Here is a 25,828-nt window from a genome sequence, read left to right on the forward strand (position 1 = left end):
TAAATACCCCGAAAGGAATAAAATGGAGATCCTATTGAACACTTATAATAAAAGATTTAAGTATGAAGCGATTCAGAAAGGAGGAGACCGAAAGGTTGCCTTAAGGAAATGGAATTTCCAGTATGAATCACTGGCAAACTTATTCTCCAGTAGTAATAAATCAATCTAGGAGGATACTATGACAAGCCCAGATCGTTTTGACGGGGTTAACATTCAATCAGGATTTAGTGTAAAAAGGCTATTTGAGGTTGTCAACGACGCCACTGTCAGTGCAAAGGCCAAATTACTTGAAATCAAAAATAGGCGTAGCGCGATAAGTATCGGCGATATGTTCGAAATGCAGATGTTAATGAACCACTTGTCCCAATTATCAGAAATGTCCACCGCGGTCGTCAGTGCTGCAAACTCAGCCATTACCAGAATGGCTCAAGGGATTAAAGGATAAGCGCCATAGGCTGTTGCAGTTTATGGCAAAGTGGCGAGCATTAGCTGTAAAGCTGTTGGTCGCCGCTCAAGCTGACGAATGGATGGAAAATTGGCTTAACCATGCAAAAAGGATGACCCGTGAATGGATAAGAAAAAGCTACATGACTTTTTAGATGACTTTCCTTTGCTTATCGAAGCTGGTTTTCTAGCCGTCAAGCAACTGGACGAAATCAGCGCAACACGCATTTTCCATGCAGCAGAAGCGATAAGTCCCGGACATACCGCACCTCAGATCGGGCTAGGTTATATTGCTTTAAATAAACTTGAAGTGAAGGAAGCTACCCGCATTTTTGAAGGTGTCATTCAGCAAGAGCCTGAAAATTACTTAGCTCAAACGTTTTTAGGCATTTGTTTTCTCATGACAAAGCCAAAAAGAAAGAAAGGCGAAAAATTGATTCGGGAAGTGGTCGATAAAGCCACAGACCCCACCATTAAAAATTTAGGGGAGATTTCTCTCGAATGGGCAGAAAAGGACCTTAATAAGAAAAAATCCCCTTTTTTTCCTGATCGAGAGGCAGAAAAAGAAGAGTCTAGTTCATCATAACCTGGATGAATGGTGGGTCGGAATTTCCAAGTATAACCAGGCGTGCATGATCGTTAACTCTCATGAATAAGGAAGTTAAATCATGGCTATAGAAAAAATAGAAAAAGTAAAAAAAATAAGTACGGCCCTTCTTCCGCAAGAGCCTATAGAAAAAATCCCGGATAGGGATCGTTTTGAAGCTTTGATGCGCCAACAAAATGATAAACAGGCGACTCAAACTCAAGACATAGCCAACGTGTCTCGCGAACAAAGCTCCTTAATTGAGGCTGTGGGAGAAGCAAATCGCACCGAGGTAAATGGGAATAAATACCCCTCTACAGAACAATTGGTTGCACAGACCCAAAGCGTTGTTAGCCAAATTGATTCTCTCAGGAATACGCTGGCCACCCCTAATCTTGAACTAAAAAGTTCTGTGCGCAATCTGTTGCGCAACAAGCTTTCGCATGTAGATGATAATTTAAGAGTTGCTCTGCAAAAAGCGGGGATTGAATATACGCCACCGGAAGCTGTTCCTGTTAAGGAAAATCCGATTGAGCATTTTTTGGGATTGTTAACCCATTCCCAATATCAATTGGAAAATCTTGCCAAGGATGTGCAAATTATGCATGCTAATCGCGCGGAAATTACGCCTGCTAACATGCTACTCATTCAAATCAAGGTGGGGTTTATTCAGCAAGAGATGGAATTTTTCACAAGCGTTCTGACCAAGTCACTCGATTCCACTAAAACGATCATGAACGTTCAAATTTAAGCTCGGCCGGTCAAGAGTCTTAGGAAGGTGTCATTGAAAAAGAGTTAAGACTCTTTTTGTGTAAGGATAGGTTATTTATTTAGCTAGACTCTTTTCAGGAAAGGGAAGCCACAATGTCTTTAGACGACGAATTTGATAAATTAATTGGCGAATTAGATGACGTACAGTTAACCACGGTGAACGGAAGAATTACCGAAACCGTGGGGATGCTAATCAAGGCGATTGTTCCGCAAGTTAAAATTGGGGAGGTATGCCTTGTCAAGAGAGAAGGGGAACCTCTTCTAACAGAAGTTGTCGGTTTCACGCGCGAGGAAGTTTTTCTTTCCCCTTTAGGAGAAATGACGGGGATTGGCCCTTCGTCAGAAGTTATTCCTACACGTCTCCCTTTACACATTAAAGTAGGGCCGCAACTCTTAGGGCGTGTTTTAAACGGGTTAGGTGAGCCCCTAGACGTAGCTACAAAAGGTCCTCTAGAACTCAACGAAATTTATCCGGTTATCCAAGCACCGCCAGATCCTTTAAAAAGAAAACGGATTACAGAGCCTATTTCTGTCGGGGTGCGGGCCATAGATGGGGTTTTAACGACGGGTTTAGGGCAGCGTGTTGGCATTTTTGCAGCTGCTGGTGGGGGTAAATCCACCACCCTCGGAATGATTGCGCGCAATGCCATGGCGGACGTGAATGTGATTAGTCTAATTGGTGAACGGGGACGAGAGCTGCGCGACTTTATTGAAAAAGACTTAGGCCCAGAAGGCCTTAAACGCTCCGTTTTAGTCGTTTCTACCTCAGACCAGGCTTCTCAGCTGCGTTTGAACGCGGCTTATGTGGGGACAGCGATTGCAGAATATTTCCGCGATCAAGGAAAATCGGTTATTTTAATGATGGACTCGGTGACACGTTTTGCGCGAGCTTTGCGTGAAGTGGGTCTAGCAGCGGGAGAGCCGCCTGCGCGGGCGGGTTATACGCCCTCTGTTTTCTCCACTTTGCCCAAGCTGTTAGAAAGAACGGGGAACTCAGATGTAGGCTCGATCACTGCCTTTTATACGATTTTAGTTGCAGGCGATGATATGAATGAACCGGTGGCAGATGAAGTGCGCTCTATTCTCGATGGGCACATTATTCTCTCTAGCGATCTTGCTCGCCAGTACCATTATCCTGCCATCGATGTTCTTTCCTCTGCAAGTCGGGTGATGCCCTCCATTGTACCTAAAGAGCATCTTCAACTGGTGGGAAAATTAAAAGAAGTCTTAGCAAATTATAAAAAAAACGAACTCTTGATTAAAATCGGGGAATATAAGCGAGGCGCCGATAAGGCAGGAGACTTTGCCATTGACCATATCGATAAGGTAAATAAATTCCTTAAACAAGGAGTGGATGAAAAATGCTCTTATCAGGAAACGATGCAACTGCTGCGCAGCATGTTTAAATGAGTCTTGACTTGAGGTAGCGAATTTATGGCTAAAGTGGTTTATCCTTTACAGCAGGTTCTTCAAGTTAAGGAAAAGCGAGTCGAAGAGGCGGAGAGGATAGTCGCTGATAAACAGGCAGCCCTTCAAAAAGAAAAGGAAATCCTTGCCAAGCGAGAAGAAGAGCGCGACAAAGTGCTAACCCATATGAAAGCAAAAATGGAACAATTGCGCTACGAGATGGATCATGGGACTACAAGTCCCAAAATTCAGCAAATGAGGGTGTACATTAAAGTTGTTCAAGAGCGTTTGAAAGTCGAAGAAAAAAAAGTTGCGGATCAAAAAGAGCAAGTGGCTGTTGCCGAAAAGAATCTGGAAAATGCCAAAGCAGAATTGAAGCGGAAACGTCAAGAAGTGGATAAACTCATGACGCATCGCAAAGACTGGCTATTAGAATTGAAGAAAGAAGAAGAGATTGTGGAAGGGCGTGAACAGGATGAACTGGGCTCGGTTATGTATATGATCCACCAAAGGAAATAAATTAGGTTTATAAGGGAGTATTAATATGGGACCAGATAATTTATCTAGCATCCGAGATGCGGATCGATATCGCAGTGAAGGCCCCGCAAGAAAGTTGCTTTCTGAGAAAGATTTAAAGGTGACTCCTAAAGATGAAGCCCGAGAAGATTCACAAAAAAAACAAAAAAATGTAGCGGACAAAGGAAAATTTGCCAAGGCAGTTGAGTCTGTAAATTTAAAGGCAAATCAAGAAGAAGATGCTCAGATTAAAACGGCGGTGCCTTCCCTTTTTGATTTGGCACGAGGAGACAAATCAAAAGAAGCAGAGCAGGGCACTGGGATACAAAGAAGTCTGCCTCAGCAGGGGACGCTACCTGATGAGAAGAGAGCCGAGCGGAGCGACGAACTTTTTGTTAGTCGGGCTAAAGCAGAGGCGGGAGCAGGAATTGACTCGAAGAAAAAGCATAGCCAACCCCTGGCGCAAGAGTTGCCTAATCAGCCCTTAGTCAATCCAATGGTTGCTAAAACGGAGCTGCCTTCTATTTATACGCCCATACCGCCTCTTGTTCAGCCTGTGAATATGCTCGAGCGAATCAAACAAATAGTTGACCAAATTGGGCAAATCGATCTATACAGCATAAAAGAAGGTGGCAAAACTGAAACTGCCATCACCTTGAGCGGAATTGGCAAAATGTTTGATGGAGCGAGAGTGGTGATCTCCAGCTTCGATAATGCCAAAAATGAATTTAATATTACTTTTGAAAATCTCACTCAACAAGCCAAGAACTTGCTGGACCTCCCTAAAAACCAAGAGGCCTTAATGCATGCTTTGGCGCAAAGAGGGGAGTGGATTGTTCATCAGGTGACAACGACCACGATTAGTGAACATCGCCCTTATCTTGGTGATACTCAATTGGCTAAAGAAGGCCGACATCAAGAAGAAGGGGGATTTGAAGGGCAAGGTCGCCAAAAAAGACCGAGAGGATAATAAAGAGCCTATTTGAATTAATTGCCATTTCGCTATAATTCTTCACACGTGTTGCTCTATTGATGGCAAATGAGAACCAACTTCAAAAAAGACTTTCATAATGACTGCTACTGCTTCATATTCATGGCTGAAACGCCTCTCTCCAGAATTCGTTCGCAAGGATGAAGTTCCTTTATTTGGCTATCCACCCCCTTTTCCTTGGGAAGCATTTGCTCAGCAATTGGCGCAAACTTTTCAATTAAAAGAAGTGACTTTTACTCCCTCTATGCCGGAGTGGAGAGAGGCGAAATCTCTCTTTTCTGATTTTGGCGAACCTTTTATTGCGCGAGAATTGAGGGTTTCCTCCATCGATGGTCCGATTTGGTGGGTGATGTCTCAGCAAGATCTCCTCTTTTTAATGGGATTTTTACTAAAAAAACAAACTCATCCCGAATTTGAAGCAGATCCTGATTTTTTAAGTGCGTTTGTTCAATTTCTCAGCCTAGAAGTGATCCATGCTTTTAAAAGCGTGGAGTTTGATCATTCTCTTTCGATTCAAATCAAAGATCCTTCTTCTCAGCCAGAAGAGAGTGCCCTATGCCTGGATGTCACTGCAAAGGTTTCTGCTGAACATGCGGTAAAAGGTAGACTGGTGTTATCTGAGCCGTTTTACAAACAATGGAAAGCTCATTACGCCCAAGTTAACGCAAATGCTGCTTATCAAGCTCCCAATGCGGATTATTTGGAAGTTATTGTGCATTTAGAAGCAGGTAAGACCACCTTGAAAGCTGGCGAATGGAAAAAAATGGCTCCAGGAGATCTCCTGATATTGGATTCTTGTACGTTAAAACCCGGAGATAACAATGGCAGGGTCTTGCTAACAATTAATGGAAAGCCTTTTTTCCGAGGAAAATTAAAACAGGGGAATTTAAAAATTTTAGAATATCCCCTTTATCATGAGGTAACGGAGCCTATGGCAAAAAATCATTCTGACTATGACGACGACGAATTTGATGAGCACGAAGACTCTGAATTTAATGAAACAGAAGAAGAAGAGACCGATTCTGATTACGATGAAGATGACGAATATACCGACCATGAAGATGAGGAGGAAGAGTATACTGACGATGACTCCCTGATGGATCAGGAAGAGGTAACGGAGTCTGAAACGCATGAAGACGAAATCTCTGATGTTGAAGAATCTACTGAGCATGAGGCTGAAGAAGATGCACAAGTTGAAACTGAGAAAGAAGCTGTACCTGCAACAAAACAAGCCGCGCCATCCATCGATGATATCCCTGTAGTGGTTACGGCAGAGGTAGGGCGAATCCAAATGACAGTTAAAAAGCTTGTTGAGCTTCAACCAGGAAACCTTTTAGAGTTAAACGTTCATCCTGAAGATGGGATCGATCTGGTTGTCAATGGCAAGAGAGTTGCTCGCGGAGAGTTGCTGACAATCGGCGAAGCTTTAGGAGTACGGGTGCTTGAAATTGGCTGATAAACTCCATGAGGGGTTGGTTGTTCTTAAGCTCAAGTCACTTTTTCCTTAACCGAAGGTTATTTTTCTTAGAAAGAAGGGATTGGCTATTTTTTGACGAAAAACCCTTGTTATGCATGCTAAACTCTCTTTAGATTTCTAGGAACCAACACCTCAAGTTCTGGTTAGAAGGGAGGGGCCCTTAACGCCTTTTGTGCCAGTAAAATTTTAAAAATTGGGCCAGCTAGTAGCCCTAAATTCCTTAAGCATAGCTTCCCTTTTATACTTGATGAGTGACGATTTTCACAAAAATATCACACGCCCGGGGCTGCTTCCTCCTTTGCCGGCAGAAGCCCATCTGGAAGTTCCGAAAAAAGTGGGCCCCTACAAAATCGAATGCCTCTTGCAAAAAGGGGGAATGAGTCTCTTATATCTGGGAACCCATCCCGAAACTAAAGAACCTCTAGTCATCAAAGTTCTCTCTCCTAAATTTCTGAGCCATCCTGAAGCGATCCGCAGCTTTCAGCACGAGGCGGAAGTTATCGCTCTTACAGAAGATCCCAATATTGTAAAAATCTATGGACATGGCCGATGGGAAGGGGGGCTCTATATTGCCATGGAATTTGTGCAGGGGATCTCTTTGCGGCAATATCTTCTGCAAAATCCTATTTCTTTAAAAAAAGCGATTGAGATAATCATTGATATCGCTTATACCCTTTGCCATTTGCATACTCGGGGAATTATCCATCGAGACATTAAACCGGAAAATATCTTAATAACAGATGCGGGTGGAATTAAGCTGATCGATTTTGGCATTGCGCAAAAGTTGACTGATCAAAAAGCTGCGCTAAGTATGGCTCCTCCTCGCTTGGTTGGAACGCCCATTTACATGAGCCCAGAGCAGAAAGAAAACCCGGAGTCTGTTTCTTTTCCTTCTGATATTTACTCTTTAGCAATTATTGCCTACGAGCTTGTGCTTGGAAAGCTAAGTTATGGACAAATCCATTTATCTCTCATGCCGAGGTCCTTGCAAAAGATCTTAAGCAGAGCTTTGCAAGCAAAGCCAGAAGATCGTTATCAAGATATTGTCGATTTTATAGCGGATTTGTCGGCTTATTTACATTCCCCTCAGTTGCAAAAAGAGCAAAAAAGTGGGGACCGGCTAAGCGAGCTGTCTGAAAGCCTTAAACATGCTCAAACGTTGCTATTTCCTGACAAGATTCCTTTCTGGCCTCATGTTGAGGTGGGAATTGCAAACTATAAAGGGACGCGGGTTTTTGGGGTTTTTTACGATCTATTTGAGATTCCCGGCGGGTATGCCATTTTGATGGGAGAGTCTTCTGAAAAAACAGAAGCGAGTGTCCTTTATACGGCCACTTTGCGAGGAATGGGCCGTGCCCTAGGGCAAATGCGTAAAACCCCTCAAGAGTTTGCGGCAAAATTAAATGATGTGCTCATTCACGATACGAGCCGGCAGATTTTCAATTTAAATTATTTGATTTTATTGCCTTCGGAAAATCGCTTTTACTACATTTCATGTGGACATGGGCACTTGTGGTTGGCTTCTCCTCGGGCTCCGACCCCTGTAAAAGTTTGTTCTGAAAATTTACCACTGGGGATTGATCCTGAAGCCAAATTTATCCATATCACTCAGCAGTGGGAGGTAGGGGATATGTTGGTCTTAGATAGTTTAACTCCCGTTCCTTCTTCTCATAAGGGGCAAGCGCCTCTTACAGAAGAGGCTATTAAGCGCGCCCTTTATGAAAATCGGGATTTAAGCCCCCAAAAACAGGCCGAGCATCTTCTTAGGATAGCTAAAAGTTCGTCCCCTGAAGCTATTCTAAATTGGCCTATTTCCTTCCTTAGCATTTTTCGCCAAAAATAGAGCTCAAAAGTCGCAAAAAAGCCCTTTATTCATTTTTCTTTTCCCCTTTTCTGAAAAATGTTGCGTCCAAGAGGTAAATTATGCCAATCTTATGGAGCTAATAAACTGAGCAGGGGATTTTTTATTCCCCTAAGTTCTGGGTAACTTTGACATACAGGGCCTAATTTTTTTGTAACGAATAGCTGTCAGCTAAGTTAAAAGTGACTGAAAATCAAGAGAAAAAATCTAGCTTTGGTTTAATAGACATAAGCTCGCATCCTTTTAGCTTAAGGGGATCGGAATAAAGAGTAATTTTAACCGTGTGCGATTTTTAGTGGAAAATAATTGGTTCGTTTTGGAATAACTACTTTTTTTACAAAAGATAGCTGAATTCCCTTTCGACAACAGATACAGCAAGCATTATGAAAAAAAAATTACTACCCGTTATTTCTAGCAGCCTTTTTATTCTGGCGGCGCTTTCGCTAGAACAAAATTTTTTACATGGTCGCGAGTTTGATCAAAGCTCCTTCCCTTTGAAGAGAGAGCAAGAGGCCAGGGAAAAATCTCATTTGACTGCTAAAGAACTCGAAGAGTTAGAAGAGATGGGGTGGAAAGTTGAAGGAGAGCAAATTCTTCCACTTTCCCAGCCATATGATTCGCAGCATGTTTCAGAAAGGAAAAATACCTTGCCAGCAGAAAATCCCCTTGGAAGAGGAGCTGCGAACGAAGGTTTTTCTGAATCCTTAATTGCAGAAGCTTCCCCCTCCACTTCTGAAGTTAGCGTGAAACAGCCTCTACTAGAACCTCCTGTCAAAGAAGAGCTTGCGGTTCGATCAGATCAGCCTCAGCCTCCTGTGAGGCTTATTTCTATTAATTTTAACAACGTGCATGTGGTCGAATATATTCGCTTTGTCAGCCGCATATCGGGTAAAAATTTTATCTTCGATGAAGCAGATCTGGACTTCAACATCACTGTCATTGCAGAAGAAGCGACGACTGTGGAGAATGTTTTGGCGGCTCTTTTTCAAGAGCTTCGCGTGCATGAATTAACGATATTAGAAGAGGGGAATAACATCCTCATTCACAAGAATCCAAATGTCAGCAGTATTTCCACGGTGGGGATGGGAGACGTTGTTCCTGGAAATTCTGAACTTGTGACCCAGGTATTTTATCTGAATTCATTGGCCCCAGCTAAAGCAGCCGCAGTTATTCGGCCCTTAACTTCGGCCAAAGCGATTGTGGAAATTTTAGAAAATAGCAACAATCTGATTGTAACAGATTTAACCAGCAATGTCAGATTGATTGCAAAATTGCTAAAATCCCTAGACGCCCCTGCTGGAGGAGTTGTTTTGGGCCAATATGTGGTTAAAAATAGCTCTGTAGATACGCTGGTTGAGCTGATTCAACAGATCATGCTTCCTATCGCCCAAGAACAGCAGCTCACTTTTGTGCCCCAACCTAAAGCCAGCAGCATTTTTATTGTGTCCTCTCCGTATTTGGTAGAAAAGTCCATTTCCATGTTGCAACGGTTAGACCAGAAGCAAGGCACGACTCGCATTTATGAAATGAAAGATTTAAAAGTGCAAGAAAGAGCCATAAGCACGGCTGAAGGAGTGACTCTCCCGGGAATTGCCGGCGAAAATCAAGCGATGGGAGGGTGGGATTTAGATCCTCAAGGTAATTGGGTATTTAAACCTAGCTTGCCTCAAGCACCAGAAAATTCTCCTAAAGGGACTTGGTACAAAGATAAAAAAGGAAACTGGTTTTTCGTTCCTGAAGGCTTAACGCCACCTCCTTCTTCCACGCAAGAGACGCTCGAACGTGTGCCAAAAGGGCGGTGGGAAAAGGATCTGATTGGAGATTGGACCTTCCGATTGGGTTCTGGCGAATCTATTTCAGCCGAGCCCATATTTCGAAATGTTCCTCTGGCACCTGACCTTCCTTTAGGAGATATTGAAAGAACAAAGTTTTTTATTCATAAACTTCAATATCGAAAAGGTGCAGATATTCAACAAGCTCTTTCACTCATTGGAGCTAGCTTAGATCGCCGAGGACAAAGCAACGAGGACCTTGTGGCTACGATCAATACCGTTCAATGGTTGGAATCTTCTAATTCTTTGATTTTTACCGGGACAGTTGATGCAATTCGAAAGCTGGAAGAATTGATAGGGGAGCTAGATACCCCCCTGCGGCAGGTCTTTATCGAAATGTTGATTTTGGATACCACGTTAGATGATTCTTTACAATATGGTGTCAATTGGGGAACACGCTTCGGCGATGAGAACGTGTCAGGTTCGCAAGCCTTTTTGTCCGATGCGTCCACATTGCCAGGCGCTTTAGATACCTCGGGAATTAGGAGTGGGGCCCTTTTAAGCCCAAATGCAAGTAGCTTGGCTAGGGTTTCAGGTTTTAATTTAGGCGTCATTGGCCAGAGTGTTTCGCTCGGAAAGCTGACTTTTAATTCGATCGGGGCGCTTGTCAAGGCCATTCATGATAAGATCAATACTAACATTATCATGAATCCAAAAATCTTGACCGAAGACAATGTCACGGCTGAGGTTTTTGTGGGGTATAATACCCCCTTCCAAACTCAATCTATCTCAAACGTAGGGGGGACGCCGATTGCGAATAATTTTGAATTCCGCAACGTGGGCACAACCTTCAAAGTGACCCCATTCTTAGGTAATAGCAATGTGGTCACCTTGGAAATTAGAGAAGAAGTTAGCAGCGTAGCCTCTACCTCGTCATCAAATGTTTTAACTTCCTCGCTTCCCGGTCCAACTACCCGCTTAAGCCGTACAACCACACGTGTGCACGTACCCGATAAGTATTTCCTGGTTTTAAGTGGAATGATGCAAGATGAGGAAACTAGACGCAAGGTGTCTGTTCCTTGTTTAGGAGGTCTGCCCCTGATCGGTGCAGCATTTAATGATAAGACTGTGGGCGACACTAAGCGCAACATTATGATCTTTATACGCCCACAAATCATCGATACAGAAGAAGAAGTTCAAAAACTGACCAAACATCAGCAAGATATCTTCCGCTATAAAAATGAGACCAAGAAAAGTTGGAAGTTTGAAGTGGATGAAGCCTTAGATTTTTTCAATATTAAATCTAAGGAGCCATACCAAGAGGGTAGTTCGTGCGAAACTTTTGATAGGGATTGCAGCTAAAATGGAACGCTTCCTCTCTAAGTTTGTTTTCCAGAAAAGTTATTTCAAATCCCTTTTTCTGGGAATGGGGATTTTTTTGTGGAGCGGATGTCAGCCCGTTAATAGCCAGCTTGATCCGATGGTTCTCTACTCTCCACCTAAAAATTATATCCAGCATCTTCCCTCTCCTTTTGCTGAGGTGACAGAGGAAGAGCTAAGGCAACCGTGGGGAAAAGAGCTTTTGATTGGGCAGTCGTTTGCACGTGAGATTGATCTTTACCGAGCTATCACCTCTTTTAAGAGAGCCTTAATTTTACTTCCCGCTTCGAAATTGGATAGGTGCTTACAAATTGAGTATGAGATTGTCCTTTGTTACTATTTTGGACAAAAATATGCGGAGGCAATTGAAGCATTCGAGGATAGCCGGTTATTTCAAGCTACAGCAGATTTCCCCGCTTTCAATGAGCTGGTGTTAGTTTTATACGAAAGCTATGAAAAATTAGGGCAAGTAGAAAAAGCTCGCTCGATTTTAGATTTATTGCAGCAATCTGACGCGCAAAAAGCTCAAATGATTCAGCTATCAACTGCACTTGCCCATGCTGATTTCGCTGGAATCGCAACTTACAGCCAAGGGCTTCAAAGCCAGAAATCTGTTGACCATTTTTTGCGTGATTTTCAGCTGGGGGCAAAGTCTGTTAGAAAAGCCCAACTTCTAAATGCAGCCCTTCCAGGAGCTGGCTATTGGTATGTGGGGCAAAAAAAATCTGCCCTGACCTCCTTTTTAATTAATGCGCTTTTTATAGCGGCTGCTTATCAATTTTTTGATCACGGCCATATAGCAGCCGGGCTCATCACAACCAGTTTTGAGATGGGGTGGTATTTCGGAGGAATTAATGGGGCTGGCTTAGAGGCAAAGCAGTATAATCATTATCTGTATCAAACAGGTGTGGAGAAAATGATGGTAAACGAGGGCCTATTCCCTGTTCTTTTATTTCAAGCATCGTTTTAAGAGTATTTATGAAAATGTTTTTTTGGCTTTTACGTTTGAGTGTACTAATCCCTATTTTTCTGACTGGACATCTTAGTGGAAATCAGGAGCCTGGCCTACGGGTAGGTGAAAAGGGGGTCCCTAAAAATGGACGCAATTTGAGAAAAAATAAGCGAGCTGCCAACAAGAAACTAAATTCTGCCCACAAAGAAATGGAAGATTTAGAAGCAATGGGATGGGAAATTCAGCCGCACCCTTTTTTGCCTATGACCGAAAAAGAGTTTGCAAAAACTCCAGAAATTGCAGCTGCCGATGCTCCTGAAATGACCATACAGGCTCCTCTTGGGGGGGCTCTAGATCAGGAGGGAGAACAAACGCTTCCCCCAGCACCTTCTTTAGAAGGCGATCTGCAGCCAGAGAAAAAGAACCTTCCTGCAGATAGTGCCAATATTTTCGATGCGGGCGATGAGGAGGAGGTGCCGCAAGAAGAAACAAAAGCTCCCCTCGATGCTTCGAAGAGTGTGATCATTAATTTTAACAATATTCAGGTGATAGAATACATTCGCTTTGTTAGCAGGCTTTCTGGAAAAAACTTTGTGGTGGATGAAGCAGACTTAGACTTCAACGTCACTGTGGTCTCAGAAGAACCCGCCACGGTAGAGAGTATTTTGGCTGCGCTTATCCAAGAATTGCGTTCCCATGATTTAACGATCTTAGAAGAGGGAAACAACATTGTGATTCATAAAAATCCCAACGTGTCAAATATCTCCGCGGTGGGAGCAGGAAATTTCATCCCCCAAGGTTCTGAAGTGGTAACTCAAGTGTTTCATCTCAACACTTTAGATCCTGCTAAGGCGGCGGCTGTTATTCGGCCTCTTACCTCCACAGTGGCCTCTGTGGAAGTTTTGGAAAAGAGCAACAACATGATTGTCACAGACCTGGTAAACAATGTCAAACAAATTGCTCAGCTCATTCGATCTTTAGACGCTCCTTCAGGCGGGCTGGTAGTTGGCCAGTATGTGGTTAAATATAGCGCGCTTGATGCGATGGTTGACCTTGCTCAGCAATTGATGCTTCCGATTGCGCAAGAGCAGGAATTTACGTTGGTTCCCCATGAGGATGCTAATAGCATTTTCATCGTATCCACCCCTTTTCTGGTAGAGAAAACCATTTCTGTTTTACAGCGGTTAGATCAACGTCAAGGAATGACGCGCATTTATGAAATGCACGAGCTTAAATTACAGGGAGAGGTAGCAGGCGCAGCAGAAGGAAAAGCCCTTCCAGGAATTGCTATGGAAAAACAAGGGATGGGTAAATGGGATTTAGATACTCAAGGAAACTGGATTTTTAAACCTGTCGGTGTGCTACCGGAAGGGGAAGAAATTCCTGCCGGAAAATGGTACAAAGATGGCAATGGAAATTGGCATTTTGTTCCAGAGGGAGCACCTTCGCCTTTTGCCCCCGAAGATGCTTTAGAACGGGCTCCTGAAGGAGATTGGGAAAAAGATGAGGAGAAGAATTGGGTATTTCGCTTAGGTTCCGGAGAGTCAATTTCGGCAGAACCCATTTTTAGGCATTTAAAACCGGCTCCCGATCTTCCGCTGGGAGACATTGAAAGAACAAAGTTTTTTATTCATAAGTTGCAATACCGTAAAGGGTCAGATATTCAACAAGCCCTTTCCCAAATCGCGACAAGCTTACAGCAATTAGGGACAGGCAATGAGGATCTTATCGCGACTATTGAGACAGTGCAATGGCTAGAGGCTTCCAATTCTTTAATTTTTACAGGGACAGCTACCTCCATCAGAAAAGTGGAAGAGCTGATTGCTGAAATCGATACGCCGTTGCGTCAGGTGTTTATTGAAATGCTTATCCTCGACTCCTCTCTTGATGAATCGCTAAACTATGGGGTCAATTGGGGGACACGCTATGGGGGTGGAAATAGCGCTGGATCGCAAGCCTTTTTGTCAGCTGCCTCAAACTTGCCGGGGGGACTGGATACTGCTGGGATTGCCAGCGCCAATGGCGTAAGTACTGGAGAAGTTTTAACGCCGAGTGGCAGCAGTTTGGCAAGAACTCCTGGGTATAACCTAGGAATCGTAGGACAAAGTGTTTCGCTTGGAAACTTGACTTTCCAAACGTTTGGGGCATTAGTGAAAGCGATCCATGATAGAACTGGCACAAACATTGTGATGAATCCGAAAATTTTGGCTGAAGACAATGTGACGGCAGAAGTTTTTGTAGGCTTAAATACCCAATATCAGACGCAGTCTATCTCAAATGACCAAGGGAGTGTCATTACGACAAATTTTGAATATCGAAACGTGGGGACCACCTTAAAAATTACGCCCTTCTTAGGAAGTAATAACATTATCACCCTTGAAATTAAACAGGAAGTGAGCAGCGTTGCTTCTACCACGAATGCTCAGGCTTTGAATAACATCAGTCCTGGTCCTACCACGCGCCTCAGCCGTACGACCACGCGTGTGCACGTCCCCGATAAGTATTTTTTAGTGATCAGCGGCATGGTACAAGACCAAGAGACACGCCGACGTGTCAGTATTCCTTGCTTAGGTGGGCTCCCAATCATTGGGGCAGCTTTCTCCGATAAAAATGTAATCGATGAAAAGCGTAATTTGATGATTTTTATTCGGCCGCAGATCATCGATACAGAAGAAGAAATTCAAAAATTGACCAAGCACCAGCAAGATATTTTCCGTTATAAAAACCAATCTAAAAGAAGCTGGAAATACGAAGTGGACGAAGCTCTTGATTTCTTTAATCTCCGCTCTACTGAAAAATATGAAACAGGCGCTGGCTTGGAGGCAAGCCTTTTATAATGCCTAAACGATTGGTTTTCCTATGCTGTCTGGCTATTTCATCCTTTCTTCAAGCTAATCCTTGGGGAAAGGATGCGGATTTAGCATGCAAACAGATTGCCATCCAACCACAGGCGGTTTGTAAAACGCCCTTATTAGGATATGTAGGGGAAAAGATCATTCAGTTTCACCAAAAGGTGATTTCTCCAGCAGATGGTCCACGCAGCCATTTTATTCCAAGTAGCTCACAATATATGCTCGACGCTATGCGCAAATATGGGTTTTTTCAAGGTTTTGCCATGGGATGTGATCGACTCATGCGTGAAAACGATGACAGGTGGGTTTACCCTACGACGAGTGATGCAGTAGGAAACCTCATGAAATGGGACCCTGTCCCTTAGCTCTCCATTCTTTTGACAAGATTTCAGCCTTTTATAACTTCTTTACTTTACTTAAGTTCGATTACCCTACCTTCACCCAAGCAAAGAGAAATAGATTTTTGGGCGTTGACCAAGAAGAGTTCGCGCAGGTTGCGGGCGGAGGCGGATACTTTTGAATGAAAATCCTTTAACTTTTAGGGATAAGGGAAGACTCTTAGAAAAAAAGCGGGGGAAGTTAGGACCTTTAACGAAATAATCGCTGTTTCCTAAGCCGTTTTTTGTGCCGCTAATTTGTAGCAAGTGGTACTCATTGCTTAGGAATTAAATTTTTTACTTGAAATTATTTTATAATAGGATGTAAGCTTTGGTTTGTTTTTGATTATTAAACCAGGATGATTAAATGTCTAAACTCAGTTTTTTTACCCCTGTGGCTTATAAAACTGTGCCTCAATCTATTGAATTAAAGCTCCTTGAAAAAGTAGATAACTATTTCTACTTAGGAGGGAAAAAAGCTTATGTCATTCAAGGAAGTGCAAAAACTGAGCAAAAAGAAGTTGTTCTTTGTGAGTCCACATCTTCCCTGTTAACAAGAATAGGAAAAGTGCTTTCTTATTTTACACTCGTTGTTCCACTCGCTATGCTTATAGTAAAGTCTACTTTACGTTCAAAGCACAGCTTTAATCTTATTGATGCAAAGCAAAAATTAGAAGAAGGGATAAATTTCTCGGAGGAGACGGCGGCTAAAATTCAACTTCTTATTCCAAAGATCATTCACCGACAACGGGATGAGGCTATAGAGTGGTTAGCAGATAATTATAATTTGGTTTTCAAACTTAAAGAAGTTCCGGATGTGGTTTATAAAATGGCTTTTCCCGGAGTATCTATTCTAATTGGCAAAAAGCTGCTAAATGCTAAAGCCCGTAGCGATAATCGCTTTGCTAATATGGTTAAAGCGCAAGAAGTTTGCTTGGCCCATGGTCTAGGTCTTTTAAGGATACCGCATGCCAAAAAAATCGAGGTAGAAGCTGGAGGGACAAGATATACTCTTATTGCGGAAGAAAACTTAGATTTTGCTTCTGAAGAGAGTGCCCAGGAAGCACTTTACCATAAGTATTCTACCGAATTAAACGAAACGGCACGCCAGCTCGCTGTCTTCGTGGCAAACACAGGTTTTAATGATGTGACATGGCGCAATATCCCTCTCTTAAACGAAGCAGATGGGTTCCATGGCCCTAGGCGGGTGGCTCTGATTGATCTAGAGCACATGGAGAATGCTGCCAATGGTTTTATAGGGGATGCTAACGGAAGCCGTGGTTTGATAGGGTGTGTGTCTGAAGAGCAGATTGATAGGGTGATTGCAGAAGCAAGCAAACAAGGGGTAACGCTCTCGAGAGCACAAGTTTTGGATGCTAAAAAACGTCGTCTGCAAAAACTTGAGGAGGATAGCAGGCTGCGCACTTTTTATGCCAACAAGGGGATTACCACTGGTCAAGAACCGATACAAGTTGACTTGGACTCTTTAGGATTAGACTTAGAAGAAGAAGGGCAAATTCGTGTATCGGTAGTTGACAAAAGCGGCAAGCTTAGTTGGGAGGAAAAACCGGTGACTTTAGGAAAAGCTGCTGAAGATGTGATTGCTGAAATTACTAGGCTCATCGGGAAAAGCCCTGATAATGCCTCGATACAAGGTAAGCGTTATGGTGTTTTGAATACACATGAAGAGCCTTTTATGACATATAATTGGCTTGGCCTTCCACGTGAAAGGATGATAACCAATGAGGAAGAAGAAAAGCAATTGTGGCTTTATCGTATCGTTCAGGCCCTTGTGGATAAGGGGCATATCTTTAAATTGGATAAGGTTAATGGGCATGGTTACTTTATTCAAGCTTAATGCAGGCATATGAAGGATACAAGCAAATAAGCTTGTCTATTACAATTTTTTTTATTTTTTAAGCTATACCCTCTCCCTCAAGCAAAGATAGTGCATCGATTATTTTAAATGCCAGAAATGTGCGAAGGATATTATCCTGAGCCCGATGCCTTAATAGGGCACGTCGGGATCTAACGAGGGGGGAGATTCGAGTGATCGACTCCTCTACTCACTTCTCGCTTTTTCTTTCCTACAAACTTAAAATCAAATCTGCGCAGTACTTTTTTATTCCTTTGCTATGGAGTCTCCTCTCCATAGCATTTAAGGATTTTATCCCTTTTCTTTAACTGACTTGTTCAAACATTAATAAGCGCTTTTCGGTTTGGAAAAAAACCTTAAAAAATCTCGAAATTTATCCTTTAAAGATTGAAAGACCGAGGTGGCTTTTTGATCACTTTTAATTTTATTTTCTAAGTCTGCAAATTTTTCATTTAAACTCCTATGTTCTTCAGAATTTTTTTCCAAATAACCTAATTCTATCGAACGTCTTAATTCGAAATGCGCCTTATTTACAAGCTTCAAAGCATTCTCCTTGTTTCTTTCCTTTTCTAAGTTGCCTTCTGCTGCGTTCAGCAAAGCAATTGCTTTGATTAGCGGGATAGGAAAAATTTGATCCAATACGACTAAGGTATTAAGCGCTGTTTCTAAAGCCAAACACGCCTCTGAAGGTTGGTTCAATTCCAACAATCTTGCGGCTTCTTTGAGCACTTCAGGATAATAAGCAAGGGGCAAACAATCGATAGTAACATGAATCTCGCTTCTTAAGAGGTTGAGCAAGGCACGGCTGGAAGGATAATTTTTATGGTTGATCGCTCTTTTAATGAGCATCTCAATTCCGTTTATCTCATTTAGATCTGTCGGTGCAACATCACTCACTCGAATGATAAAATCTACAGGTAGTAAAGCACTCCTGGGATGACGAGCTAACAAGATATCACTTTTACCTGTGGCTCTCTCAAGAGCAGATAAAGCTTCAGCATTTTGTTTACTCTTAATAAAATTAATAGCCCTCTTTGTATCCTCTACAATAGAAATGGCTTCAGGCACAAGATTTTTTTGAACTTCATCTTTAGCTTGCTGGGTCTGGTGATGTATATCTTTTTGGATTTGCTCGTGAGCTTGAGAGGGAGAGAGATTAGAAGAATCTACTTCTGCGGTTAAATGAGTTATACAAGCTATAAAACCCACAATTGTGCTCATATGTATTTTAAAGTACATTAGGAACCTCCTTTTCTAACTTTTGTTATAATGGTGTTTAACTGTAATTTCATTAACAACCCCTAATACTCCTGCTAGACTGCGTACCGAAATCTCTGCTTCCTCTTTTTAAAAAGGGAAGTCTACTTCCCCCGATAAGGTTACTACTGATATCTTTATTTTATCGGAGGGGATTAATACGTTCCAACGTACGCTTTAGCAATATCCATATTTATGAGCTTTGCTGTCTTAACTGGGGCGACTATTAATTTCTTCACTACGGCTTTAACGCTAGGTATTTTCTTTATTTCCTCTTCAAGCGCAGATTTGGCTGTAAGACTTGTTACCTTTCCATCTAAGCGAGCTATCCTTCCCCCGACTTAAACAAACACATCCCCTGTATCTAAGTGAAGGGAATCCAATTTAGTAAGAATGTTTTTGCAAATTTCAAAATCTTTCTCTCACTACCTCTTTTGTCTCATCTGCAAAGATGAGAGGGGCCTTACGATAATGTGATTGATAAAGTAATAATCCCATCCTTGGCCCCCATAGCCACATGAGATGCATCCCAGTAAGGCATAGAATCAAGCTAAGAGCGAATTTTTTTATATAATCCTGTGTTATTTTTCATAGACTTTCTCCTCTCTAAAATTTCCGCATTACTCAAGGAATCGACTAGTGCCCCCAAACGATTTAGCCTAAGAATCTATAAGAACAACGTCGCCATCGCTATTTTGGACCAAAAAAAAGGATATCTCTTTACCTAGCTTACAAATAGCTAGGATTGCTTATCTGAAAACATTCTTAAGTTGGATCTGGTTGCATAAATCCATTAAATACTAGGCTTTTAAACAAGCCGGCTTATTGTCTATTTTCTCAAGCTGCAGTCCAATAACTCAGAGCCATCGCTAGCTTTGTCCTGAGGAACTAAACGAATTAGGAATAGGCCATCTCGGGACCATCCATGCAATAAGCAATAAGTGGTAAGAGAAATCCTCAAAGAGTAGGAAGAGGAGGATGATAGACAGTTTGAATCATGAGCGGACAAAAGTTTCATTGTGAGAATAAAATTAAATAAATAGCGAGGCCTTCTTTTACGCCCCGTTTGCTTACTTTCCTGCCATCCATCCATTGCTTGATTGGAAAGCCCTAAAGTTATGCTTTCTTTTTGAGCTTAAGCTTTTTTGTAGCGGGATCTGTTGTATCTGTAATAAGTGAGCTTTTTTCATAGCCTGTCTAAACTTTTTGCAGCAAGCTAAGTTTACAGCTCTTAGGTATTAAAGGGCTAATTTACTGCAGGCGTTCTATCCTATCTCCCCATTTACGCAACAACGCCATTAAGTGGCGTGAAATTTTTTAAATCCTCCTTTTGTTAAAAAAGTTTGAGTTAATTTTGTCAGAATTTGAATGAGATTTAATTTTCATATTTGAATTGTTTTCATTTAATTAAAAACCCAAACAAGCTAGAAATTTCGCCATGAGATCAACTACTTTCCATCCGTTTGATCTTCCTTTCTCGATAGGCCTGCTTGAGCTCTTGAATGAGCTGAGCGGAGCTATGGTAAATAACGTCCTCCACTTCATCAATTAAATCGAAGAAGTCTAGATTTGCTAACTTTGCCCTATCGCTCTCGAAAAAATCGATAGCCATCTCTTTGCCCATGGGAAAGGGGGTTTTTTGAGGAGCTGCTTCAATATTGGGAGCTGGGAATCCTTCTGTTTGTGGTTGATTTTGGGCGTTTTCTTGCTTTTCTGAATTTTTTGGTTGAGAGGGTTTTGAGTTGAAATTATTACTCATTTTATTTACCCCTTTATCTATGAATTAATTTTCTATACTTATAAAATACTGTATTCCCCCTACAAATTCTGTGCAAGGCAAAATTACAAAAGTTTTATAAAGTTTTCTAACTTATTTTATATTAGAAATTTAACGGGTTTTATTTATACACTTAGTTATTCGCATTTAATTGAAAATCAATAAAAATGTGAGAGTTTGCCATCAATTCCATTACTTTCCATTCGCTTGAATTTCTTTTTCCAAATAAGTCACGTTTGAGCTCATAGATAATTAAAAAGGGGATCTTCGAAGAATTATTTCCCTATTTTAAAGTTTAAAGCGTCTGCGTTTGCTATCGCTAGGGGTGGGGTTGCTTTAATTGGAACGCCAATTTAATGTAAGGCAAGCTCAAGCATAACCCAAAAGCCTTGCGTCCTGAATTTCTTTATTTGAAAAGAACAGTCTAGGCTTGTTAGGGATTAAGCAATAATTAGCTATACCTGCCATTTAGATTACTAAGAAAGTTCCAACGACTAGCGATGACGATGATGCTCGATCTGACAGCTGCTTTTGAGAAGATTAATGACGCTTTCAATAATAGCCCTTTTTCTCAGCATTAATTTATCTACCCATGTGATTAATTTGTTTCTCATCTTCTTTTTTACTTTTGTAAACAACAGGATTCCAGTTTTCAGTAAGGCATTCACAAGTTTTTCAGAAATATACTCTCGATCTGCAAAAGCTTTTCCCTTTAAGCCCTTTACCATTCCTGGAATAGGTTTTCGATCATCGGTATTGCCTGATGTCAATTTAAATGCTACAATTTCGGCATGATGATTAATGACTAAATGAAGCTTAAAATCAAAGAACCATCCTATGGTGGTTTTACCCCACTTAGCTTGTTCTTTGAAGGTGCGATGTGAAGATGCTCGCTTGACATGATAAACAGTTAAGACTGTGGAATCTATGAATAGAATTCCTTCACATACACCCTGATGTTCTTTTATAAAACAAAACATGGGAAAAAAGGCTTTAGAAGTCAATTGCACAAAGCGTAAATACCCTACCAGATTGGGAAACAAATGCTTCAAGTTTGTTTTCATGTGGTTGATATAGAAATGCTTAAATGTTCTGCAATTAGAGCGAAGGAATAACAAAAGAATAGTTAATACTTCGCTAAGGGACGTCCTAAAAGCTCTTTTTCGAATTTTTGGCTTAGTATACTCAATATGCTTTTCGGAACACATTTTTTGGAACCTGTGGCAGAAGTCATCAACCAGACAAAATAGTTCAATAATCGCAAGCTCATCCATTTTGGGCCTTTTTCGTTAGCTTTTTTGTGTTGGAAAACAAAACTTCTAACAGAAATAAGGTCCTTTTTTCAATAATTCTAATTCAAAATATTGCCTGAAGCTCGCTTACATTAAATTGGCGTTAATTGGAAAACAGTTGTATTACTTCTACTTCTAACTTAGGAGAATAGGCATTGTCTAACAAATGATGAGCTATGATTGATACAGATACTTGATAGCCTCTTTCAAGGCATACTAGGGCTGTATGCCTTCTCACTTAATGGCAAGTTAAACTTTATGATCGCCTAATTAAACTTTTTCAACCCCATAAAATTTTAAGGCGCTGCAGGTCACTTCCTAGTGCTCTTTTGGATGCCATACGTCAGGCTCTTAACTTAAAGCTCCAACACATGCTATGGGACAGATAACTATGAACTCTTAACTTGGTTGGAACAGACTTTTCTTTTAAATCTGCATTAGGAGGGAAGCCGGCTTGGTATAATTTAAAAGTTGCCTTACTAGGTGCAGAATGGGGATGGTAACTACTGCGAGTATCCTCTTCAGGCTGGTGATGGCACCTGCTAGAATTACTTATCGAACTTTTGCCATTTTGATTTTAGGCTAATAAACCTAAGGATAAATAGACATCTTTACCCATCCATGGATGCCTATTTGTCTTTTTAAAACTGCTACAAGCTTTTTTGGCAGATAAATTCAATTGTTTCCTTTTGACCTTTTTCTAACAATTCCCAGGCTATGGATTTGACTAGGAAGGTCCTTAGAGAGAAAGATTACGCGGTTGCTTATAAATTAATTAACTTATTTTCTCTCCCATTTTAAGAAAAGTGGCCTGCCCTAGCAGCTACAAGAATATGAGGTTGTATTCGGAAGTTTGGCTCATATAAATATAGAAGCAGGGATAGGCGTAGCGGAAGAGGCTAAAAGATGTTTGTTTAAGAAAATTGACTTTTTGAGGCCATGATGATAAAATTTTTTGTAATCGCATTACCTTTAAACCAAACTAAGGTGAGCAATTTTTGAAATTAGTCTTAAACTACAGGAACAAATGAGAGTTTGGATGGGATGTCTAGAGCAAATGCCAGCTATGAAGTAAAGAAGTTTTTAAACAGCTGAGGATAGCTACAGGGCTTAAACAATTTTTATACTGGGTTTTATGAGCAGTATAAATGGCTTACTCCTTGTAATTAAAAGGATTGAGGACAATTTAAATTCTTTCTCTGAATTGATAAATTCAAAAATTAACTTAAAAAATAGGAAATATCAAATGAGAACTAGTTTTACGGTGAGAGCATCTTATACATTGCAAGCTAAACTTTATGATCACCTAAATGAATTTTCTCAATCGCATAAAATTTTAGGGCGCTTCAGTGCGCTTCCTATTGCTCTTTTGGATGTGGCATGCGATAACCTTGAAATTCCAGTAAATGCTATTGAACAGATTGCGATGGCTGCTCTTAATTTGGTTGGAACAGTCTTTTCTCTTAAATCTGCATTAGCAGGGAAGCCGGCCAACTATAACTTAAAAGATGCCTTAAGATGTGCTGAATGGGGAATGGGAAGTGTTGTATGTATCCCCGTCAAGCTGGCGCTGGCACCTGCTAAAATTATTTATCAATTTTTTGCCATTCTGATATGTCCAGAAAAGGTGCAGTCTTGCTCTAGTTTTAACACTTTTAAAAGCCAGTGATTTTTAAGTTATTAGACTAAACGCAAATAGGCATCTTTACTCATCCATGGATGTCTATTTGTCTCGTTAAAAGCTTTTAAGAGCTTTTTTGACAAGGCATTCCCCATAGCTTTCTTTTAACCTTTTTCTAGTAGCTTCAAGGCTATGGATTAGTTGAAAAAGCAAATTAGATGGAAAGATAGCGTGAGTTCCCTTTTATTTCCCGGTAGTCATGCCAGAACTAATGGTCAATACGCTAATTTTAACGGCTGCTTCAATCAAGCGGCCTCTCATGGGAGGATTCGGTTTTTTTGATACGCGCTGCTGATAGTTGATTCACTTATTTTCTCTCATTTTAAGGAAAATAGCCCAAAGTGACCCTTATTCAGGAAGGTTTGAAAAATTTGATCATGAATTGGAAAAGCCATTTATTAACAACTTTTTCAGCTCCTGGCGGGCTTCACTCAATTGCTTCGCTGTATAGTTTGGTCCTAAAAGTAGATAGCTATGTTGCTTCATGGCGGTCATGACGCATGTTCCAGGTAGCAAAACTTCTTGTAAAAAAGCTTCGCTAGGCATTGCTAGAGCAATTGTGCCTTGATGAAGAAATCCATATTTGGTTCTCCTTTGCGCTCCTCCTCCCACTTTTCTTCCTTCTAGCATTACATCGTATTTGGTGGGTTTGGCCATACAAAAGTTTTGGCTAGAGGCATCTAAAGGGGTAGGTTCTTCTGGCAATAATTGAGGCGCGACCTTTGGCCCTAGGAAAGTGTTGACAGCTTGCATGACAATCTGATTGACAAAAGCGTAAGTTTCCAAGGTGTTTACCGAATAAGCAGGATGGGAAGAAGGGATTAAGACGGAGAATGCCAAATCAGAAATGTGAAAAACAATTCCTCCTCCTGTGGGGCGTTTGGCTAAATTAAGTTTTAGACGGTCTACCGCATGGGCATTTAAAAAATCAAAAGGTTGAATAAAATGCCCAAATGTAGCGCAATCTCCTTCCCATTCATAGCTATGAAAAATAGGGGCTTTAATTGACTCTAACTGGCTTAATAGCTCATAATCGCGGTACATGTTTGCAGATGCACTGCAACATCCTGAGTGAATAATTTGCCATATCATTGTACTGCCTAGGTAAAATATAAAAGAGTAGCAGATCAGCCAAATTCTAATCTACCAACCAAAAGAGAAAACATGGGAGCCCCTCCAGCTGTCCAACAAGGTTTTTGCCCTTTTCCTTCATCCATACATGCAGGCAAAAAGAGCCTAGAGAATCCTTCACCAGCAGAAGAATTTTGTTTGCCTAAAACCTCTAAAAAATCACCGCCTACAGGGGATAATAGCAACTCTGCTCAAAAGGAATTGGAGTCGAAAGAAGCGCAAGGCTTTCAAATTCCTAGCGTGTTGAAAAAAATTTGGGATTTTATGAATAAAGCCTCGGACATTATTGTCATGGCGATAGGTGTGCCCCTTAAATATACGGGATTATGTTTTCTAGTAATAGGAGCGGTTCATTTCGGAGTTGTTTTGTGCCTATCCGTTCCCCAGGTTACCTTAGCAACAGGCCTAATGGCTATCATATGCGCTTTAATTAAAAGTGGAGCTTTGCCGACAATTGTTGCAGGAGCCGCTTTGTACAAGTTTGGGGCAGATTTAATTGAAAATAAGGCTTTGCCCTCTCTGAGTTTAGTTCCTTTGGTTTTTCCCCTTCCTTTTTTTCAGTGGTTGAATATGGGAAAAGCCCCCAGTCCTATGGATCCCAGCTAGGCTTCAACGATAGATTGTAGGATGATAGCGTTCATTGAGACGATCTCCATATCCATATTCGAATTGCCTGAGAGTATGAAAAAGGGGATCTTCCCGATTTGCGATATAAACAGGATGGGCTTCTGTGTAGGCAATAAGCAAGTAATAAAGATCTTTTCTTTGGGGTGATTCTAATAAAGAAGAAAAATCTAAAGGGAGATCGGCAGTAAAAAACACCCCTGAGCATGGCTGAGAAGGAAAGATCGTGATAGGCGAAGGCGTGGTTTCTTGAGGCTCTATGGTCGTTTCAACAGTAAGATTTGTAGGTAGGGCTAACATAAGTCCTCCTAACACCCCTTGGATGCAGCTAATTTCTGTTAAAGAGCGCGCTTGGTTGCTAAGGAAGTTTTGGTAAATTTTTCCTTCTATTTGAAAAGAAGGGCGATAAACGGGGAAAAATTGATCGTAGCCTAAGCGAACAGGCCTTTTTTCAAATAATTCAGAAGCAATATGGGCTAATTGATGCTGAGATACCCCTTTTCTAAGAATTTCTGAAGACCTGGATAAATCTCTTCCATTCAAGAAAAGCTTTTCCGAAGAACATTCGTGGACTTTTGCCGCATTTATATTTAAACGTTGTCCAAGCGCATTTTCGAGCTCATTTGCCATGCCCGTTGCTTGATTTTGCGATAGAAGATCGGCAAATTCGATGAGATGATGCTTTTGAAAAAAATCGCGATGTTCTTTAGCTGTTGCAAATTTCATAATTTAGCTTAATTTTTAAGTAGTTAGAACAAACCATCATCGCTCTATTTTTCTTTTTTGGCAACCAAGAAATTCCCT

The 25,828-nt window shown here is 41.3% G+C and carries 21 protein-coding genes; 16 read left to right on the top strand and 5 right to left on the bottom strand.

What is annotated here, in order from left to right; all coding sequences use genetic code 11:
* The first annotated feature begins 178 nt into the window (after positions 1–178).
* The 14 genes from PARA125_RS03915 to PARA125_RS03975 all read left to right on the top strand — a co-directional run bounded on the left by PARA125_RS03915 (position 179) and on the right by PARA125_RS03975 (position 17,244).
* Entirely contained in the window at positions 179–445 is a 267-nt protein-coding gene (locus tag PARA125_RS03915) for a DUF5407 domain-containing protein (protein WP_213157396.1), read from the top strand.
* A 22-nt stretch (positions 446–467) separates the two neighbouring features.
* Positions 468–599 (top strand): hypothetical protein, encoded by a 132-nt coding sequence (locus PARA125_RS09950; RefSeq protein ID WP_283248330.1) that lies wholly within the window; start codon positions 468–470, stop codon positions 597–599.
* Positions 569–1,030 (top strand): CdsG family type III secretion system protein, encoded by a 462-nt coding sequence (locus PARA125_RS03920; protein WP_213157397.1) that lies wholly within the window; start codon positions 569–571, stop codon positions 1,028–1,030. Before PARA125_RS09950 ends, PARA125_RS03920 begins: the two co-directional genes overlap by 31 nt.
* Positions 1,031–1,112: 82 nt before the next feature.
* A complete protein-coding gene (locus tag PARA125_RS03925; RefSeq protein ID WP_213157398.1) occupies positions 1,113–1,781 on the top strand; it encodes a hypothetical protein in 669 nt (222 codons plus the stop codon).
* Between the two features lie 113 nt (positions 1,782–1,894).
* Positions 1,895–3,211, top strand: coding sequence for a flagellar protein export ATPase FliI (fliI, locus tag PARA125_RS03930; protein ID WP_213157399.1), 1,317 nt, complete (start codon positions 1,895–1,897; stop codon positions 3,209–3,211).
* Positions 3,212–3,235: 24 nt separating this feature from the next.
* Positions 3,236–3,727: a type III secretion T3S chaperone gene (locus PARA125_RS03935; protein WP_213157400.1), complete on the top strand. Its 492-nt coding sequence runs from the start codon at positions 3,236–3,238 to the stop codon at positions 3,725–3,727.
* A 25-nt stretch (positions 3,728–3,752) separates the two neighbouring features.
* Positions 3,753–4,694: a hypothetical protein gene (locus PARA125_RS03940; protein WP_213157401.1), complete on the top strand. Its 942-nt coding sequence runs from the start codon at positions 3,753–3,755 to the stop codon at positions 4,692–4,694.
* Between the two features lie 100 nt (positions 4,695–4,794).
* On the top strand, positions 4,795–6,171 hold the full coding sequence (gene sctQ, locus PARA125_RS03945; protein ID WP_213157402.1) for a type III secretion system cytoplasmic ring protein SctQ: 1,377 nt from the start codon (positions 4,795–4,797) through the stop codon (positions 6,169–6,171).
* A 268-nt stretch (positions 6,172–6,439) separates the two neighbouring features.
* Positions 6,440–8,035: a protein kinase domain-containing protein gene (locus PARA125_RS03950; RefSeq protein WP_213157523.1), complete on the top strand. Its 1,596-nt coding sequence runs from the start codon at positions 6,440–6,442 to the stop codon at positions 8,033–8,035.
* A gap of 401 nt (positions 8,036–8,436) precedes the next feature.
* Entirely contained in the window at positions 8,437–11,187 is a 2,751-nt protein-coding gene (locus PARA125_RS03955; protein WP_249274160.1) for a secretin GspD/PilQ domain-containing protein, read from the top strand.
* Between the two features lies 1 nt (position 11,188).
* Positions 11,189–12,175, top strand: a complete 987-nt coding sequence (locus tag PARA125_RS03960; RefSeq protein WP_213157403.1) for a tetratricopeptide repeat protein — start codon at positions 11,189–11,191, stop codon at positions 12,173–12,175.
* A gap of 8 nt (positions 12,176–12,183) precedes the next feature.
* The gene (locus tag PARA125_RS03965; RefSeq protein WP_213157404.1) at positions 12,184–14,994 is read left to right on the top strand and encodes a secretin GspD/PilQ domain-containing protein; all 2,811 of its coding nucleotides are present in this window, start codon (positions 12,184–12,186) and stop codon (positions 14,992–14,994) included.
* Positions 14,994–15,374 carry a membrane protein insertion efficiency factor YidD gene (yidD, locus tag PARA125_RS03970; protein WP_213157405.1) on the top strand — a complete coding sequence of 127 codons (381 nt, stop codon included), beginning with the start codon at positions 14,994–14,996 and terminating at the stop codon, positions 15,372–15,374. The genes PARA125_RS03965 and yidD overlap by 1 nt, the downstream gene beginning before the upstream one ends.
* A gap of 379 nt (positions 15,375–15,753) precedes the next feature.
* A complete protein-coding gene (locus PARA125_RS03975) occupies positions 15,754–17,244 on the top strand; it encodes a DUF648 domain-containing protein (RefSeq protein ID WP_213157406.1) in 1,491 nt (496 codons plus the stop codon).
* Positions 17,245–17,586: 342 nt separating this feature from the next.
* Here PARA125_RS03975 and PARA125_RS03980 read toward each other — a convergent pair whose 3' ends face one another.
* The 3 genes from PARA125_RS03980 to PARA125_RS03990 form a co-directional block, all read right to left on the bottom strand.
* The gene (locus PARA125_RS03980; protein WP_213157407.1) at positions 17,587–18,501 is read right to left on the bottom strand and encodes a YfdX family protein; all 915 of its coding nucleotides are present in this window, start codon (positions 18,499–18,501) and stop codon (positions 17,587–17,589) included.
* A 1,462-nt stretch (positions 18,502–19,963) separates the two neighbouring features.
* Complete coding sequence (locus PARA125_RS03985; RefSeq protein ID WP_213157408.1) at positions 19,964–20,278, bottom strand: hypothetical protein; 315 nt, start codon at positions 20,276–20,278, stop codon at positions 19,964–19,966.
* 512 nt (positions 20,279–20,790) lie between these two features.
* Entirely contained in the window at positions 20,791–21,570 is a 780-nt protein-coding gene (locus tag PARA125_RS03990; RefSeq protein WP_349305653.1) for an IS982 family transposase, read from the bottom strand.
* 1,264 nt (positions 21,571–22,834) lie between these two features.
* Here PARA125_RS03990 and PARA125_RS03995 point away from each other — a divergent pair.
* On the top strand, positions 22,835–23,257 hold the full coding sequence (locus PARA125_RS03995; protein WP_213157410.1) for a hypothetical protein: 423 nt from the start codon (positions 22,835–22,837) through the stop codon (positions 23,255–23,257).
* Positions 23,258–23,644: 387 nt separating this feature from the next.
* Here PARA125_RS03995 and PARA125_RS04000 read toward each other — a convergent pair whose 3' ends face one another.
* Positions 23,645–24,361, bottom strand: coding sequence for a lipoyl protein ligase domain-containing protein (locus tag PARA125_RS04000; RefSeq protein ID WP_213157411.1), 717 nt, complete (start codon positions 24,359–24,361; stop codon positions 23,645–23,647).
* Between the two features lie 72 nt (positions 24,362–24,433).
* Between PARA125_RS04000 and PARA125_RS04005 the strand changes: the two genes are divergently transcribed.
* Entirely contained in the window at positions 24,434–25,006 is a 573-nt protein-coding gene (locus tag PARA125_RS04005) for a hypothetical protein (RefSeq protein ID WP_249274161.1), read from the top strand.
* Positions 25,007–25,009: 3 nt separating this feature from the next.
* Here the strand turns inward: PARA125_RS04005 and PARA125_RS04010 are convergent, their stop codons facing one another.
* Positions 25,010–25,750: a hypothetical protein gene (locus PARA125_RS04010; protein ID WP_213157412.1), complete on the bottom strand. Its 741-nt coding sequence runs from the start codon at positions 25,748–25,750 to the stop codon at positions 25,010–25,012.
* Positions 25,751–25,828 lie beyond the last annotated feature (78 nt).

Origin of the sequence: Parachlamydia sp. AcF125 (genome assembly GCF_018342475.1) — a bacterium.
Classification (GTDB): Bacteria; Chlamydiota; Chlamydiia; order Chlamydiales; family Parachlamydiaceae; genus Parachlamydia.

Bases quoted from the DNA above. Each gene is read 5' to 3' on its own strand.
- PARA125_RS03915 (WP_213157396.1), top strand. From the start codon at position 179: ATGACAAGCCCAGATCGTTTTGACGGGGTTAACATTCAATCAGGATTT.
- fliI (WP_213157399.1), top strand. From the start codon at position 1,895: ATGTCTTTAGACGACGAATTTGATAAATTAATTGGCGAATTAGATGAC.
- PARA125_RS03980 (WP_213157407.1), bottom strand. From the start codon at position 18,501: ATGTACTTTAAAATACATATGAGCACAATTGTGGGTTTTATAGCTTGT.
- PARA125_RS09950 (WP_283248330.1), top strand. From the start codon at position 468: ATGGCAAAGTGGCGAGCATTAGCTGTAAAGCTGTTGGTCGCCGCTCAA.
- PARA125_RS03990 (WP_349305653.1), bottom strand. From the start codon at position 21,570: ATGGATGAGCTTGCGATTATTGAACTATTTTGTCTGGTTGATGACTTC.
- PARA125_RS03975 (WP_213157406.1), top strand. From the start codon at position 15,754: ATGTCTAAACTCAGTTTTTTTACCCCTGTGGCTTATAAAACTGTGCCT.
- sctQ (WP_213157402.1), top strand. From the start codon at position 4,795: ATGACTGCTACTGCTTCATATTCATGGCTGAAACGCCTCTCTCCAGAA.
- PARA125_RS03940 (WP_213157401.1), top strand. From the start codon at position 3,753: ATGGGACCAGATAATTTATCTAGCATCCGAGATGCGGATCGATATCGC.
- PARA125_RS03950 (WP_213157523.1), top strand. From the start codon at position 6,440: ATGAGTGACGATTTTCACAAAAATATCACACGCCCGGGGCTGCTTCCT.
- PARA125_RS03985 (WP_213157408.1), bottom strand. From the start codon at position 20,278: ATGAGTAATAATTTCAACTCAAAACCCTCTCAACCAAAAAATTCAGAA.
- yidD (WP_213157405.1), top strand. From the start codon at position 14,994: ATGCCTAAACGATTGGTTTTCCTATGCTGTCTGGCTATTTCATCCTTT.
- PARA125_RS03955 (WP_249274160.1), top strand. From the start codon at position 8,437: ATGAAAAAAAAATTACTACCCGTTATTTCTAGCAGCCTTTTTATTCTG.
- PARA125_RS03965 (WP_213157404.1), top strand. From the start codon at position 12,184: ATGAAAATGTTTTTTTGGCTTTTACGTTTGAGTGTACTAATCCCTATT.
- PARA125_RS03995 (WP_213157410.1), top strand. From the start codon at position 22,835: ATGAGAACTAGTTTTACGGTGAGAGCATCTTATACATTGCAAGCTAAA.
- PARA125_RS04010 (WP_213157412.1), bottom strand. From the start codon at position 25,750: ATGAAATTTGCAACAGCTAAAGAACATCGCGATTTTTTTCAAAAGCAT.
- PARA125_RS04000 (WP_213157411.1), bottom strand. From the start codon at position 24,361: ATGATATGGCAAATTATTCACTCAGGATGTTGCAGTGCATCTGCAAAC.
- PARA125_RS03960 (WP_213157403.1), top strand. From the start codon at position 11,189: ATGGAACGCTTCCTCTCTAAGTTTGTTTTCCAGAAAAGTTATTTCAAA.
- PARA125_RS03935 (WP_213157400.1), top strand. From the start codon at position 3,236: ATGGCTAAAGTGGTTTATCCTTTACAGCAGGTTCTTCAAGTTAAGGAA.
- PARA125_RS03925 (WP_213157398.1), top strand. From the start codon at position 1,113: ATGGCTATAGAAAAAATAGAAAAAGTAAAAAAAATAAGTACGGCCCTT.
- PARA125_RS04005 (WP_249274161.1), top strand. From the start codon at position 24,434: ATGGGAGCCCCTCCAGCTGTCCAACAAGGTTTTTGCCCTTTTCCTTCA.
- PARA125_RS03920 (WP_213157397.1), top strand. From the start codon at position 569: ATGGATAAGAAAAAGCTACATGACTTTTTAGATGACTTTCCTTTGCTT.